The 14,729-nt window shown below is 71.6% G+C and carries 10 protein-coding genes and 3 pseudogenes; 3 read left to right on the top strand and 10 right to left on the bottom strand.

Features of this window, described 5'->3' with window-relative positions:
- Positions 1 to 39 precede the first annotated feature (39 nt).
- The 4 genes and pseudogenes from LNW71_RS21035 to LNW71_RS21020 form a co-directional block, all read right to left on the bottom strand.
- Positions 40 to 960, bottom strand: coding sequence for a carbohydrate ABC transporter permease (locus tag LNW71_RS21035; protein WP_250969645.1), 921 nt, complete (start codon positions 958 to 960; stop codon positions 40 to 42).
- Positions 961 to 975: 15 nt separating this feature from the next.
- Positions 976 to 1,974: a carbohydrate ABC transporter permease gene (locus LNW71_RS21030; RefSeq protein WP_250969644.1), complete on the bottom strand. Its 999-nt coding sequence runs from the start codon at positions 1,972 to 1,974 to the stop codon at positions 976 to 978.
- Between the two features lie 214 nt (positions 1,975 to 2,188).
- A complete protein-coding gene (locus LNW71_RS21025; RefSeq protein ID WP_250969643.1) occupies positions 2,189 to 3,514 on the bottom strand; it encodes an ABC transporter substrate-binding protein in 1,326 nt (441 codons plus the stop codon).
- Positions 3,515 to 4,066: 552 nt separating this feature from the next.
- Positions 4,067 to 4,421 (bottom strand): annotated as a pseudogene (locus tag LNW71_RS21020) (FadR/GntR family transcriptional regulator); the annotation flags it as partial.
- On the opposite strand from LNW71_RS21020, the pseudogene LNW71_RS21015 reads away from it, so the two are divergent.
- Positions 4,391 to 6,029: pseudogene (locus LNW71_RS21015) on the top strand (2-isopropylmalate synthase). The pseudogenes LNW71_RS21020 and LNW71_RS21015 sit on opposite strands and share 31 nt — an antisense overlap.
- A 184-nt stretch (positions 6,030 to 6,213) precedes the next feature.
- Here LNW71_RS21015 and LNW71_RS21010 read toward each other — a convergent pair.
- The 3 genes and pseudogenes from LNW71_RS21010 to LNW71_RS21000 form a co-directional block, all read right to left on the bottom strand.
- Positions 6,214 to 7,697 (bottom strand): annotated as a pseudogene (locus LNW71_RS21010) (cellulose binding domain-containing protein).
- A 129-nt stretch (positions 7,698 to 7,826) separates the two neighbouring features.
- On the bottom strand, positions 7,827 to 9,272 hold the full coding sequence (locus tag LNW71_RS21005; protein WP_250969642.1) for a HAMP domain-containing sensor histidine kinase: 1,446 nt from the start codon (positions 9,270 to 9,272) through the stop codon (positions 7,827 to 7,829).
- The gene (locus tag LNW71_RS21000; RefSeq protein WP_250969641.1) at positions 9,269 to 9,985 is read right to left on the bottom strand and encodes a response regulator transcription factor; all 717 of its coding nucleotides are present in this window, start codon (positions 9,983 to 9,985) and stop codon (positions 9,269 to 9,271) included. The genes LNW71_RS21005 and LNW71_RS21000 overlap by 4 nt, the downstream gene beginning before the upstream one ends.
- 89 nt (positions 9,986 to 10,074) lie before the next feature.
- Between LNW71_RS21000 and LNW71_RS20995 the strand changes: the two genes are divergently transcribed.
- On the top strand, positions 10,075 to 10,620 hold the full coding sequence (locus tag LNW71_RS20995; RefSeq protein WP_250969640.1) for a hypothetical protein: 546 nt from the start codon (positions 10,075 to 10,077) through the stop codon (positions 10,618 to 10,620).
- A gap of 42 nt (positions 10,621 to 10,662) precedes the next feature.
- On the opposite strand, the gene LNW71_RS20990 is transcribed toward LNW71_RS20995, so the two are convergent.
- Complete coding sequence (locus LNW71_RS20990; protein ID WP_250969639.1) at positions 10,663 to 11,586, bottom strand: fused MFS/spermidine synthase; 924 nt, start codon at positions 11,584 to 11,586, stop codon at positions 10,663 to 10,665.
- 95 nt (positions 11,587 to 11,681) lie between these two features.
- Complete coding sequence (locus LNW71_RS20985) at positions 11,682 to 12,155, bottom strand: hypothetical protein (RefSeq protein ID WP_250969638.1); 474 nt, start codon at positions 12,153 to 12,155, stop codon at positions 11,682 to 11,684.
- A 241-nt stretch (positions 12,156 to 12,396) separates the two neighbouring features.
- Between LNW71_RS20985 and LNW71_RS20980 the strand changes: the two genes are divergently transcribed.
- The gene (locus LNW71_RS20980) at positions 12,397 to 13,758 is read left to right on the top strand and encodes a tetratricopeptide repeat protein (protein WP_250969637.1); all 1,362 of its coding nucleotides are present in this window, start codon (positions 12,397 to 12,399) and stop codon (positions 13,756 to 13,758) included.
- Positions 13,759 to 14,034: 276 nt separating this feature from the next.
- On the opposite strand, the gene LNW71_RS20975 is transcribed toward LNW71_RS20980, so the two are convergent.
- Complete coding sequence (locus LNW71_RS20975; protein WP_250969636.1) at positions 14,035 to 14,631, bottom strand: histidine phosphatase family protein; 597 nt, start codon at positions 14,629 to 14,631, stop codon at positions 14,035 to 14,037.
- Between the last annotated feature and the right edge of the window lie 98 nt (positions 14,632 to 14,729).

The raw sequence follows: 14,729 nt of genomic DNA, 5'->3' as shown, positions 1-14,729 counted from the left end.
GCCGTACGGACCTTCCGGGATGGGGCTGCTGACGTGACGTCAGCCCTTGACGGCACCGGACATGATCCCGCCGACGATCCGCTTGCCGAAGATCACGAACACCACGAGCAGCGGCAGCGTGCTGATCAGCGCGCCGGCCATCACGATGCTCTGGTCGGGGGTGTAGGAGGCGCTCAGCTGGCCGAGGGCCACCTGGAGCGTGGGGTTCTGCTGGTTCAGTGCGAGGTAGGGCCAGAAGAAGTCGTTCCAGGCCTGGACGAAGGTGAGCATGCCGAGCACCATCATCGCGGGGCGGGCCACCGGCAGCACGATGCTCAGCACGACGCGGAAGTTGTTCGCGCCGTCGATCTTGGCGGCCTCGATGAGCTCGTACGGAAGCGCCTCGCTCAGGTACTGCCGCATGAAGAACACGCCGAACGCGCTGACCAGGGTCGGGAAGATCACCGACTCCAGGTTTCCGCCCCAGCCGAGGTCGGACATCATCATGAACAGCGGCACGACGCTGAGCTGCGGCGGAATGGTCAGGGTGGCGATGACCCCGGTCATCAGCGCGCCGCGGCCACGGAAGCGCATCTTGGCGAAGGCGTAGCCGGCCAGGGTGCAGAAGAAGAGCGTCGCCGCCGTGATGCAGCTGGAGACGATGATGCTGTTGACGATCGCCTTGCCCAGGTGGGCCTGGTTCCAGGCGGCGTCGAGGTTGTGCATCAGCCGCCCGCCCGGCAGGAACGGCGGGGTGCTGGCCAGTACCTCGTCCTGGGTGTGGGACGCGGCCACCAGGGTCCAGTACAGCGGGATCAGCGAGCCGATGCCGACGACGGCCAGCGCGATGTAGGCGAACGGACCGCCCTGCAGCTGCTTGCCGGCTCCGGGCTTGAAACGGCTCGCGCGCTTCGGTGCGCGGTGGACGACGGGCGCCGGGAGGCCGAGCTCCGGCACTTTGGTGGGGCTGGTGATGGTCATGGATATCGCTCCCGGTCAGACCGCGGATTTGCGTACGAAGCGGCCGATGAGCCAGTTGACCGCGGCGATGATCAGCAGGAGGGCGAGCATCGCCCAGGCCACTGCGGCGGCCGGACCGAGATGCCCGAGGTTCCAGCCGTAGTTGTAGAGGTAGACGCTGAGGGTCTCGTACTGATTCTCGTTTCCGCCGGTCGCGCCGAGGGTGCCACCCTCCAGCAGCAGGGGCTCACCGAACAGCTGCATGGAACCGATGGTCGAGATGACGATCGTGAAGAGGATCGTGGGCCGCAGCGAGGGGATGGTCACCTTGCGGAACTGCTGCCAGCGCGAGGCGCCGTCGAGCGAGGCCGCCTCGTACAGATCGGTCGGGACGGCCTGCATGGCGGCCAGGTAGATCAGGGTGTTGTAGCCGGTCCAGCGCCAGATCACGATGACCGAGATGGCGATCTTGGAAGTCCAGTGCCCGTTGGCCCAGTTGGTGTGGCCGAGGCCGGCGAAGTGCAGCACCCAGTTCAGCAGTCCGCCGTCGGCCCGGAAGACCAGGGCGAAGACGAGGGCCGCGGAGGCCACCGAGGTGGCGTACGGGGTGAGGATGATCGTCCGCCAGAAGGTGCTGGCGCGGAGCTTGTAGTTCAGCAGGTGGGCCAGGCCGAGCGCGACCAGCAGCTGCGGGACCGTCGACATGACACCGATCAGGAAGGTGTTGGTGACGGCCGTCCAGAACTCCGCGTCGTGCAGGATCCTGTCGAAGTTGCCCCAGCCGACCCACTCCATCTGGTCCAGGCCGGTCATCTCCACCCGGTGCAGGGCGATCCAGCCGGTGTAGATCAGCGGGTAGAGCCCGAAGGCGCCGAAGACGAGGAAGAACGGGGCTATGTAGGCGTACGGCGATGCCTTGTCGTCGAACCGCCAGATCCGGCTCCGCCACGTCTGCCGGCGGGCGCTCACCGGTTTCTGCTGGGAACCGCGGGGTGGCGGGGCGTATGCGTCCCGGGTGGGAGTCGAGGTGGCCACGGGCGGGAGTCCTTCCCTGGATTGCTTGGTTACCCGGGTACGGGCCGGGGCGGGGCCGGGAGCACGTGCGGTGGGCTTCCACGGGGCGGCCGGGAGGTGTCCGGTCGCCCCGTGGAAGCCCGCCGGGGACGGGCTGCGCAGCGGGAGCCCCGGTGCCCCACGGGTGGGGACACGCAGGTGCGGGCGGCCCGGGGGCCGCCCGCTGCTGCGACCGTCAGCCGATCGCCTTCTCGATCGAGTCGGTCGCTGCCTTCCATGCCTTGTCAGGGCTGGTGCCGCGCTGCTCCATGTTGTTGATCTGGGTGGAGATGGTGTCCTTGATGACGCCGTCCTTCGGGCCGAGAACGGTCTCGGGGATGGACTTGGCCTCGTCGGCGTACAGCTCACCGATCGGCGCGTCGTTGAAGTACGGGAGCTTGGCGCTCTTCACGTCGGGCAGGTCGTAGGCGCCCTTGTTGGACGGGAAGACACCGATCGCCTTGAAGACGGCGGCCTGCTGCTCGGGGGCGGTCAGCCACTTGACGAGCTTGCCGGCCTCGTCGACGTTCTTGCCCGACTTCGGCACGCCGAGGAACGAGCCGCCCCAGTTGGCCGCGGTCTCGCCGGGCGCGGTGGTGATGTTCCACTTGCCCTTGTTGGCGTCACCGGCGGACAGCGAGATCTGTCCGGCCATCCAGGCGGGGCAGGCCACGGTGGCGATGGTGCCCTTGCGCAGGGCCGCCTTCCACGGGTCGCTGAACTGGGCGAGGCCCTGGGTCAGCTTCTTGTCCGCGGACTCGGCCGCCAGGTTCCAGCCCTGCTTGACGCTGGGGCTGTCCGCGTAGATCGGCTTGCCGCTCTCGTCGTAGTACTGCTTCGCGTTCGAGCTGACCACGGCGTTGAACATCGCGCTCGCGGAGTCCATGAAGTAGGTGCCCGCAGGCGCCTTCTTCTTGTACTCCTCGCCCAGCTTGAGGTAGTCCTCCCAGCCCCCGGCGAACTTGGCGGCGACCTCCTCGCGGTCGGTCGGCAGACCGGCCTTCTTGAAGAGCTCGGTGTTGTAGCAGAGCGACATCGGGCCGATGTCGGTACCCGCGCCGATCACCTTTCCGTCCGCCGTGGTGGCCTGCTTCTCCTTCCAGGACACCCACTCGCTGACGTCGATCACCTTGCTGAGGTCGGCGAACTGGTCCGCCTTGGTGTCGACGAGCTCCTTGATGCGCCCGACCTCGAGGCCCTGGACGTCCGCCAGACCGCTGCCCGAGTTCAGCTGCTGGAGCAGCTTGGGGTAGTAGACCTTCTCATCGGCGGTGGTGTCTTCCTTGACCGTGATGTTCGGGTGCAGCTCGTGGTACTTGGCGAAGAGGCCGGCTTCCTTGTAGCCGAACTGCCCGAAGTCCGCGACGGTCAGCGTGATCTTCCCGTTGGCATCGGAGCTCTCGTCCGACGAGTCCGAGTCACTGCTGCAGCCGGTCAGCAACAGGGCCGAGGCTGTCAGGCCCGTGGTGACCAGAACCGCGGCTCTGCGGCTTCGGCCGGCGACGGTGCGGGTGATGCGCATTCCACTACTCCTTGTTCCAGGGTGGGACTGGCGGTTCCGACTGCGCGGCATACGCGCTGGTGAGTGCGGGTGCCAGGTGCTTCAGGGGGAGGACACGGGCAGTGCCGTTCACACGAGAAATCCTCATGCAATGTGGGAGCGCTCCCATGCGTCGATGTCGGAAGGTTCCTGCCTGGGAGGGGTGGGTGTCAAGACTTGAAGACGCTTCCGTTGCGTGAGCGTGTCCTGCAAGTCACGAGACCGTGTCCGGCCAAGGGCTTGCCAAAGCGTGCGGACAGGGGATGCGGAACGGCGCGTTCCCGAATTCTCGCAGGTGAGCGGCTTGTTGGGAGCGGATTACGGGGCCGGCGCGGCGGAGCCGCCGTGATCTCACCGGATTTCCGCCGCCCCCCGGTAACACCCTTTCCCGCACCCGATTCGCGCGGGACGGCCCGCCGGAAGGTGAACGGGAGACCGGGCCACGAGGGGGCCGGGGAGCGCTCCCGTGTTCTTTCCCCGAACCCGAGAGCCTGGACCATGCCTTCGGGGCGTGCCACGGGCAGTTGCCAGGACTCAGACGGTACGCAGATGGGCCAGCGTCTGTTCCAGTTCCGCCTGGGCTGCCCGGCCCGCCGATTCCGCGTCGCCCGCCACCACCGCCGCGACCAGTGCCCGGTGTGCCGCGTCGCCGTGGTGCGGGTCGTCGCGGCGCAGGCCGAAGCTCCACCAGGTCGATGAGCGCCTGGCGCAGCGCGGGGGCGAACTCGCCGAAGAGGTCGGTCAGTACGGGGTTGTGGGCGGCCGCCACCACGGCCCGGTGCAGGGCGATGTCCGCGTCCACGAACCCGGCGTCCGGCCCGGCGCCCGCCCCGCTGGAATCCGCAACGCTCCAGCTCCATGCCGTCGCATCGCTACCGCTCCGCCTTCGACCGCGTCGAGATCCCGCTGACCGGCCGCGGCTGGCCGGACGCCCGCATCGAGCAGGCCCCGCTCTGGGTGCCCGTCGACCTGCGGGACGGCAACCAGGCGCTGGCCGAACCGATGGACACCCCTCGCAAGCGCCGGATGTTCGATCTGCTCGTCGCGATGGGCTTCAAGGAGATCGAGGTCGGCTACCCGTCAGCGAGCCGCACCGACTTCGACTTCGTACGGCACCTGGCGCGGAGCGGCGCCGTGCCGGAGGACGTGACGGTGGTCGTCTTCACCCCGGCCAGAGCGGACCTGATCGAGCGGACCTTCGAGTCCGTCGCGGGGATGGACCGGGTGGTCGTCCACCTGTACATCCCGACCGCGCCCGTCTGGCGGGACGTCGTCCTCGGGCGCAGCCGGGCCGAGGTGCACGGCGTCGTACTGGACGCGGCGCGGCAGATGGAGCGGCTGGCTCGGACCGGGCCCGCGGCGGACATCCGGTTCGAGTTCTCGCCCGAGGTGTTCATCCTCACCGAACCGGACTTCGTCCTGGAGATCTGCAACAGCCTGACCGAGGTCTGGGACGCCTCGCCCGACCGGCCGGTGATCCACAACCTCCCGGCCACGGTGGAGATCGCGACGCCGAACGTGTACGCGGACCAGATCGAGTACATGCACCGCCATCTGGACCGCCGCGGGTCGGTGATCCTCTCCGTCCACCCGCACAACGACCGCGGTACGGGGGTGGCGTGCGCGGAACTCGCGGTGCTGGCGGGGGCGCAGCGGGTGGAGGGGTGCCTGTTCGGCAACGTCGACCTGGTCAACCTGGCCCTCAACCTGTACGCCCAGGGTGTCGACCCGATGATCGACTTCTCGGACATCGACGAGATCCGCCGCACGGTGGAGCACTGCAACCGGCTGCCGGTTCCGGCGCGCCATCCGTACGGCGGCGACCTGGTGTACACCGCGTTCTCCGGCACCCATCAGGACGCGATCAGCAAGGGCTTCGCGGACCGTGCGCGTGACGGCTCCGAGAGGTGGTCGGTGCCGTACCTGCCGATCGACCCGGCGGATGTGGGGCGTACGTACGAGGCGGTCATCCGGGTCAACAGCCAGTCCGGCAAGGGCGGCATCGCCCATCTGCTGCGGAGCAACTACGGGGTGGACCTGCCGGCCGGGATGCGGGCGGACTTCTCCCGTGCGGTGCAGGACACGACGGACGACAGCGGTCTGGAGGCCACGCCGAAGGATCTGTGGCAGCTGTTCGAGACGACGTATCTGGTCCCGGGCGGGACGGTGCGATCGCCCTGACGTCCTGGTCGACGGAGCACGATCCGGCGGGCGGGCAGCGGTTCGTCTGCACGCTGCGGATGGACGGGCGCGAGGGCGACTACGAGGGCACGGGCAGCGGCACGGTGTCCGCGTTCACGCACGCGCTGGCGGCCGCGGGGGTGGAGGTCGCGATCGTCGACTTCGCGGAGGAGGCGGCGGTCGCGGCGGGGCCCGGGGCGACGGCGTACGCGCAGTGCCGGGTCGGCGATGAGGTGCGCTGGGGGCGGGGCAGGACACGTCCGCCGTCGCGGCGGCGGTCGCGGCGGTGCTGTCCGCGGTGAACCGGGCGCAGTAGGGCCTTTCGTTCGGGTGCGGCAGCGGGACAGCGCGTGGCCTCCGGCCGGGCGCTGTCCCCGGTCGCCGGACGGGCCGGCCTCCGCCGCAGGCGGCCGGATCGGCCCGTCCGGGCGCAAAAGGGGGCGCACCCCGGCCGGATGTGGGGGGAGTGGGGCCGGCCGGGATGCGCGAGGGGGTGGTGGCTACTTGTAGGCGCCGAACGCCTTCGTGAAGGCGAGCGGCTCCTGGGCGATCGAGCTGCACGACGCGTCCGCGGACGGCTGCGCACCGCCCGCGCACTCCTTGTCCCGGGTGCCCGACCACATCGCCAGCCAGGCGAGGCCCTTCTCCTGGGCGAACTCCACCAGCTGCGTGGCGTCGTCGACCTTGAAGACCTCGGTGCTGACGTCGTTCACACCGATCATCGGCGTCACCGCGACGGCCTTCCACGCGTCCGCGTCGGAGAGCCCGAGCACGCCCTTGATCTGGGCCTGGGTGGCCGTGGCCGCCTGGATCGCGTACGTGCCCATGTCGCCGCTGTACGAGGGGCCGTAGTCCATCGCCATGACGTTGACCGCGCCGACGTCCACGCCGTTCTTCTTCGCGTCGGCGATCAGGTCCACGCCGGGCTGGGTCAGCCCCTCGGGCATCACCGGCAGGGTGAAGGAGACGTCCAGGCCGGGGTGGGACTTCTGGAGCTGGGCGATGGCCTGGGCGCGGCGGGAGTTGGCCGCCGTGTCGGGCAGCGCGCCGCCCTCGATGTCGAAGTCGACCTTGGTCAGCTTGTACGCGTCCACGACCTTGCCGTAGGCCGCGGCCAGGTCGTCGGCCGAGGTGCAGTTCAGCGCCAGCTCGGAGCCGGAAGCGCCGCCGAAGGAGACCCGGACGTCGCCGCCCGCCGCGCGCAGGTCGCCGATCTGGGAGGCGACCTTGTCGTCACCGAGGCCGGTGACACCGCCCCAGAGGGGAGCGCAGCTGCCGCCGGAGGTGATGAAGGCGAGGTTGAACTGCTTGACCCCGGTCTTGGTGGCGGTGTCGGCCAGGTCGAAGGCGGGGTAGAGCGAGGTGTCGACGTACGGGGCGAAGCCCGCGCCGCTCGCCGTGCCGCCGCCGGCGCTGTCGGTCTTGGTGGGGGCCGGCGTGGGGGTCGGTGTCGCGGTCCCGGCCGGCGGGTCCGTGGGGGTGGCCGAGCCGGTGGGGGTGGGGTCGCGGTCTCGGTGGGGCGGCCGCTGGGCTCCGGTGTGGCGCCGGTGTCGACGGAGCACTTGGCGTCGTCGATGAGGCAGCCGGTGGGGTCGGCGGCGGCATCGTCCGAGGTGGTGACGAAGCCGATGGTGACGGACTTGCCGGCAGCCAGCTCCTTGTCCCAGCTGGCCGGCTTCACGGTGACGTGGTTGCCGCTGACCGTGTGCTCGCCGTTCCACAGGGAGCTCAGCTTCGTGCCCGCCGGCAGATCGAATTCGAGCGTCCAGCCGGACTTGGCGGAGCCGGTGTCGTTGGTGACGACGTACTGACCGGTGTAACCGCCCGTCCAGCCGCTGGTCCTGGTGTAGGCGGCGCCGACCGCCGCCGCCTGGGCCGTGCCGGTGAGGGCGAAGACCGTTCCGCCGATCACGGCCGCGGCGACGACCGCGCCGATCGCCTTGGTCCTGGTGCTCGCCGTGCGCCGGTGCGTGCTGGTGCCCATCGCGTTCCTGCCTCGTCATACGGAAGTGGGGGATGCGAGAGCACGCTAGCGACACCGAATCCGGCAAATGCCGCACTTGGGCTGCGACTTGGTGTTCTTAGGGTGGGCTTAAGGAGCGCATCGGCCGGTCTAAAGGTTCGGACCTGCTCCGGAACGGAATCGGAGCTCTGCGTTCCGTCGCGTCACTCCGCGTCGCCGCCGCCCCACCCGGTGTCCGCGGCGCTGGGGCCGCTGTCCGTCGAGCCCGATCCAGATGCGCACCTCCGTGCCGCCGAGCACCGAGCGGCCGATCCGTACGTCACCGCCGGTGGATTCGGCGACCCGGCTGACGATGTCGAGGCCGAGCCCGGTCGAGCCGACCGCGCTCTTCGCACCGCCGCGGCCGCTGCCCCCGCGCGCCAGCGCGGCCTTGGGGTCCGCGATGCCGCCGCCCGCGTCCGAGACCAGCACGATCACCGCGTCGGCGCTGTGGTGGACGTCGACGGCGAAGGCGGTGCCCTCGGGGGTGTGCCGGAAGACGTTTCCGAGCAACGCGTCGAGTGCCGCTGCCAGTTCGGGGCGGGCCACCGGAATGCGTACCGTGCGGTCCACTCCCGCCAGCCGCACCTCGCGGCCCTCGTCCTCGGCCAGCGCCGACCAGAAGCCCATGCGTTCGCGGATCACTTCGGAGGCGTCGCAGCCGGCCCCCGGCCCGCCGCCCTGCCCCTGGGTCTGCGGGCGTTGCTCCCGGGCGGTCCTGATGATCGTGTCGACCTCGCGCTCCAGCTGCTCGACGGCCGACCGGGTCTGGTCGGCGGCCGGGCCCTCGCCGAGCGAGGCGGCGTTGAGCCGGAGCACGGTGAGCGGGGTGCGCAGCCGGTGCGAGAGGTCGGCGGCCAGTTCGCGCTCGTTGGCGAGGAGCTGGACGACCTGGTCGGCCATGGAGTTGAAGGCGACGGCGGCGGACCGGAGTTCGGTCGGCCCCTCCTCAGGTACGCGGGTCCCGAGCTGCCCCTCCCCCAGGTCGTGCGCGGCCCCCGCGAGCCGCCGGGCCGGTTCCACCATGCGTACGCCGAGCCGGTCGGCCACGGCGACCGAGCCGACGATCAGCGCGATGCCGACGCCCGCCAGCATCAGCCACGCGGTGGCGACGCCGTTGGAGACCTCGCCCTCGGGCACGAACACCTCGACGACGGCGGTGCCCCCGGAGCCGAGCGCGGTGGGCTGGAGCAGCGCGGAGCCGCCGGTCACCTCGGTGATGGAGGCGCGCCCCGACTCCCGTACGGTCTCCAGGTCCTTGCGGGTGGCGCGGCGGCTGCCGATCTCCACCGGCTGGCTGTCGGCCTCGTCGGAGGCGGGCACGTGGACTGCCATCCGGCCCGCGGCCCCGGGCTCGGTGGTGAGCACGGCCTTGTCGAGCTCGTCCCGGTCGGTGGTGATGGAGAGCGTCGGGCCGATCGTCGCGGCCTGCCGCTCGGCGTCGGAGAAGGCCCGGTCGCGCGCCATCTCCTTGATGACGAGGCCCAGGGGTACGGCGAAGGCCACCACGACCATCACGGTGACCGCCAGACAGACCTTGACCAGCGCCCACCTCATGCGGGCTGCTCCGGGGCGCGGGGCGCGGCGGGCGGCTGCAGTTTGACGCCGACGCCGCGCAGGGTGTGCAGATAGCGCGGGCGTGCGGCCGTTTCGCCCAGTTTCCGCCGGAGCCAGGAGAGATGGACGTCAATGGTCTGATCATCCCCGTACGACTGCTGCCAGACCTCCGCGAGGAGTTCCTTGCGCGGGACGACGACACCCGGCCGGCCGGCCAGGAAGGTCAGCAGGTCGAACTCCCGGCGGGTGAGATCGAGGTCGGTGCCGTCGAGCTCGGCCTGGCGCCGCAGCGGGTCTATGGAGAGCCCGCCGACCTGGATGACGCGCGGCGACGGCGCCTCGCCGCCCGCGGCCCGTGAGCGGCGCAGCACGGCGGCCATCCGGGCGGAGAGGTGTTCCACCGAGAACGGCTTGGTCAGGTAGTCGTCCGCACCGTCGTTGAGCAGCCGGACGATCTCGCTCTCGTCGTCGCGGGCGGTCGCGATGATGACGGGCACGTCGGTGATGCCGCGCAGCATCTTCAGCGCCTCCGACCCGTCGAGATCGGGGAGCCCCAGATCGAGGATGACCACGTCGAACCGGAAGTGGGCGACCTCGCGCAGCGCTTCGAGCGCGGTGCCGACACTCCGTACCGTATGGGAGGCCTCGGTCAGGTGCCGGATGAGGGCGGAACGTACGAACTGGTCGTCCTCGACCACGAGCACACTTGGCATGGGCGGCACCGTACTTCATCCGGCGGCGGCGGGTACGGCCGGTGGCATCGGCGGGACACCGGGCGGGCCGGTGGTGCAGGATGTGCCGGATGCAACGAGGACTCGTACACGCGCTCGCGTGGTCGCTCGCCACCGGCGCCGCGGTCACGCTGTCGTGGTGGGGCGTGCACACCGTGATGGCGGGGACGGCGTACGACCCGCCGCGCGCGGTGCCGATCTCGGCGAGCGCCCGGGGTGACCGGGCGAGCACGGAGAAGCTCTCGTCCTCGACGCGGCGCCCGGAGCCCTCCCCGTCCGCCCGCAGCACCGAGCCACGCAGCTCGCCGAAGCCGTCCGCGAGCCCCTCGCCCGCCCCCTCCCGCAGCCGCGCGAGCACTCCGCCGCCACCCGCCCCTTCGGCCACTCCCTCGGGCACGGCGAAGAGTTACCCGACGGACGGCGGCCGGGTCGTCTTCGAGCTGGGCGCGGACCGGGCGAAGCTGGTGTCGGCGACTCCGGAGCCGGGCTGGTCGATGCAGGTCTGGACGAACACCACCTGGATCCGGGTGGACTTCACCCAGGACGACGGCACCACGGTCTCGGTCTTCTGCACCTGGAACGACCATCCGCCGCAGGTCCAGGTCGTGAAGTCCTGAGAGGCGCGCCCGTACCGCCCGGTGCGGGAGAGCGGCCCGTCGTCAGTGGAAGGCGGAGGCGGGCGGCGGCGGTGAGGGGCGGGCGTCGGCGTCGTGCACCGGGGCCGCGCCGCCGGTGAAGTCGGCGAGCGCCCGGCCGTGCTCCACGCGTCCCGGGTGCGGATCGGTCGCCACCCGGCGGGTCAGCTCCGCGATCTTCGGCGCCACGTCCGAGGCGAGCAGTACGGCGTTGCCGAAGCGGCGGCCGCGCCACACGGTCGGGTCGGCGGCGAGGGTGAGCTCGGGGAAGACGGTGGCGGCCGTGGCGATCTGGCCGCGCAGATGGGCCAGCGGCGGCCCGTCGGCCAGGTTGGCCACGTAGCTCCCGCCGGGTTTCAGGACCCGGCGCACCTCGGCGAGGAACTCGGTGCTGGTGAGGTGGGCGGGGGTCCGGGCCCCGCTGAAGACGTCGGCGATGACCAGGTCCGCCCAGCCGTCCTGGACCTTCCCGAGGCCCGCGCGGGCGTCGGTGGCGCGGACCCTGATCCTGGCCTGCGGGTCCAGCGGGAGCTCCCGGCGCACCAGCTGGACGAGGGCGGCGTCCACCTCGACGATCTGCTGGGTGGAGCGGGGGCGGGTCGCGGCGATGTAGCGGGCGAGCGTGAAGGCCCCGCCGCCCAGATGCACCACGTGCAGCGGCTGCCCGGCCGGTGCGGCCAGGTCGGCGATGTGACCGATCCGGCGCTGGTACTCGAAGGAGAGGTACGTCGGGTCGTCGAGGTCCACGTGGGACTGCGGCGCGCCGTCGATCGTCAGCGTCCAGGCGCGCCTGCGTTCCCGGTCGGGCACGAGCTCCGCGAGACCGCCGTCCACCGGCTCGGTGACGTTGCCCCCGGCCTGCTCGCCCCGTGCCGCCTTCCGGTCGGCCCTGCGGTCCGTGCGCTGCTTGCGCTCGCCCGCGCCGCCGGCCGCTCCTCGACGTGCCACTGCTCGTCCCTGCTCACTGCTCATCGGGTCCGGGACCGGTCGGGGACCGGCCGTGACGGGTCGGTCCGCTCGCCCGCCGTCCGGCCATTATGAGCTCAGCGGCAGTTGTCGGCCGCCTCGATCAGCCGGGCGGCCTGGTCCAGCGCGGCCCGCAGCGCGGCCGGGTCGGTGACCTGGGTGTTGTCGTGGACGGGCGGCAGCAGCCAGACGCCGCCGGAGACGGGCGGCTCGGCGGGGATGCGCAGCCCGCGGCCGTCCGTCCTCGTACAGGCGCTGCCCGGCACGTCCCACGCCTCCGCGGTGCCCGGCGGCACCAGGAAGCCGAGGACGGCGCAGGGGCCGTCGTGCAGGACCGGGCCGACGGCCTCCTGATCCGCCCCGCGGCGCAGGATGTCGACGGCCTCCAGGCCCTGCCGGGCCGGGACGGTCACCAGGTCGCACGGTTCGGCGCCGGGGAGCGGACCGGGCGCCGGGGCCCCCTCGGCGGGTGCCGTGGGGGCGGTCGTCGCCGTCTTCGTCGCCGTCGTCGCAGTCGTCCGCGAGCCGGTCGCCGTGTCGAGATGCAACAAGGGACCTCTCCTCTCATCGCCGGGCGGAGCCGGACTCCGTCTCCACATGGACCAACGCGCCGACGGCGTCAAGGGCTACGGCCCCGCACCGCCGCAAAGGGTGGCAGTTCATGGCGGATCGTGGGTGAGATATCCGATTTGTCAGCAAACACAGCGTGTGCGACTTGTCACAGCAGGTACGTTCTTGCTCCGCCGGGACACCGGAAACAAGGGCCCGGCTCGCACCAGAGAGGGCCCCGCCATGGTGTCGACACGGGCAGTTCCCAACCTCGCCTTCCGGCGGCTGCGCGGACAGCGCTCCGCCGGGGAGTTCGCTGCCGCGGTACGCAGGTCCGCCCGCGAGATCGGCGAGCAGGTCGCGTGCGACGCCCGGTACATCGGACGCGTGGAGTCAGGCGAGATCCGCTGCCCTAACTACGCCTACGAACGGGTCTTCCTGCACATGTTCCCCGGGGCGAACCTGGCGGACCTGGGCTTCTCACCGCGGGAATCGGTACGCGGCAGGGGGGCCAGGCCCGTGACGGACGCCCCACCGCCCCCGATTTCCTCGCTGCTCGGCAGCGAAACCGACGAGGAGTGCGACGTGCTGCGTCGCGTATTCATGACGAGCGGCTCGACCGCGATGGCGGCCGCGTCCCTGGGCCTGGGCCTCGGCGGGACGTCCGCATCCACCTCCCTGCCCGCCCAGCGCCGGGTCGGGGAGGCCGAGGTCTGTGCCGTCGAGAAGGCGGTGCGGCAGATCCGGCTGCTGGACGACCGGCACGGCGGAGACGGCCTGTACCGGCGGGCCTCGCAGCCGTTGCGGGCGGCGTACGCGCTGCTCGACTCCGGGACCACGACCCGGCGCTCCACGGCGGACCGGCTGCACGCCGGGGCCGGTGAGCTGGCGATCTCGGTGGGCTGGCTGGCCCACGACTCGGGCCGGTTCGAGGACGCACGCTCGCACTACGCGGAGGCGCTGGCCACGTCGCGGGTGGCCGGGGACCCGGCGCTGGAGGCCCACGCGTTCTGCAACGCGTCCTTCCTGGCCCGGGACACGGGGCGCTCGCGCGAGTCCGTGCGCGCGGCGGAGGCGGGGCTGCGGGCGGCCCAGCCGCTGGGCTCACCGCGGCTGCTGGCCCTGCTCTCGCTGCGGGAGGCGGGGGGCCGGGCGGGGCTCGGGGACCGTACCGGCTGCGAGCGTGCGCTCGGCCGGGCGCACGTCGCGTTCGGGCAGGGCCCGTCCACGGCGGACCCGGAGTGGATGACCTTCTTCCGGGAGGCGGAGCTGGAGATGCTGGAGGCGCAGTGCTGGTCGGCGCTGGGCGACTGGTCGCGGGCGGCGCGCCACGCACGGCGGGCGACGCGGCTGCAGGACCCGCACTTCACCCGGAACCTGGCCCTGTACCGGGCCGAACTGACCACGGACCTGGCCCGCGCGGGCCTGGCGGAGGAGGCCGCGGCCACGGGTCACCAGGTGCTGGACCTGCTGGACCAGGTCCAGTCCTCCCGGATCCGGGCGATGCTGGCGGGGGCGGTCGCGGTACTGCGGCCGCGGGCCCGGGGATCGGTCGACATCGCAGACTTCCTCGACCGCCACACGGCGGCCCGCCCGAGACCGTAGGACCCCCCAAGCCCGTCCGGCGATCGAGGACGGAACCCTCGCGCCGGACCCCCCAAGCCCGTCCGGCGATTGAGGACGGAACCCTCGCCCCCGGACCGGGGCGACAAAACCTGTCGCTCCCGGCGCTCGGGGGCAGCTGCCCCGCTCCGGACCCGGGCACAGGGTTCCGTCCTCAAACGCCGGACGGGCTGGAACTGCCCGGGCCCAACGGCCGGCAGACATCGACTCAAGCCCGTCCGGCGATTGAGGACATCCGCCCCCAGGAACCCCGCAGGGCTACTGCTCCAGGTGCCCCGTGTCGTTCCAGCGTTCCAGCGCCGGCGCCCCGTACGCCCACCCCAGCACCGACAGCGACGTCGGATCCAGCCGGATGCGGGCGGCGAAGGACACGTCCTCGCCGAGCCACCGCGCCCCCAGCGCCCGCAGGATGTGGCCGTGCGCGAAGACCAGGACGTCGCGGTCGGCCGAGCGGGCCCACTCGACGATCTGGTCGGCGCGGGCCGACAGTTCGGCCAGGGTCTCCCCCTCCGGTACGCCGTCGCGCCAGATGAACCAGTCCGGGCGGGCCGCCTTGATCTCGGCCGGTGTCATCCCCTCGTACGCCCCGTAGTCCCACTCCATCAACGCGTCCCAGCGCTCGGCCCGGTCGCCGAACCCCGCGATCTCGCACGTCTCGGCGGCCCGCACCAGCGGGCTGGTCCGGACCTCCAGGCCGGGCAGGTCCGCCCACGGCCCGCGGTGCAGTCGCTCGCCGAGCAGCTTGGCCCCCGCGCGCCCGGTGTCGAGCAGTGGGATGTCCGTCCTGCCGGTGTGATTGCCGTTGACGGACCACTCGGTCTGACCGTGGCGGGCAAGCAGGATTCGCGGTGCCATGTGACGGCTCTCCCTGAAACTGAGACCTCAGATCCTGGATCTGAGATCTTGGACATCGACGGGGACGGAACCGTCCGACGCACAACGGGTGAACGGAT

This window comes from Streptomyces sp. RKAG290 (assembly GCF_023701695.1).
Classification (GTDB): Bacteria; Actinomycetota; Actinomycetes; order Streptomycetales; family Streptomycetaceae; genus Streptomyces.
Note: the sequence above shows the minus strand (reverse complement) of the source record. Positions and strands in the feature narration are given on the sequence as shown.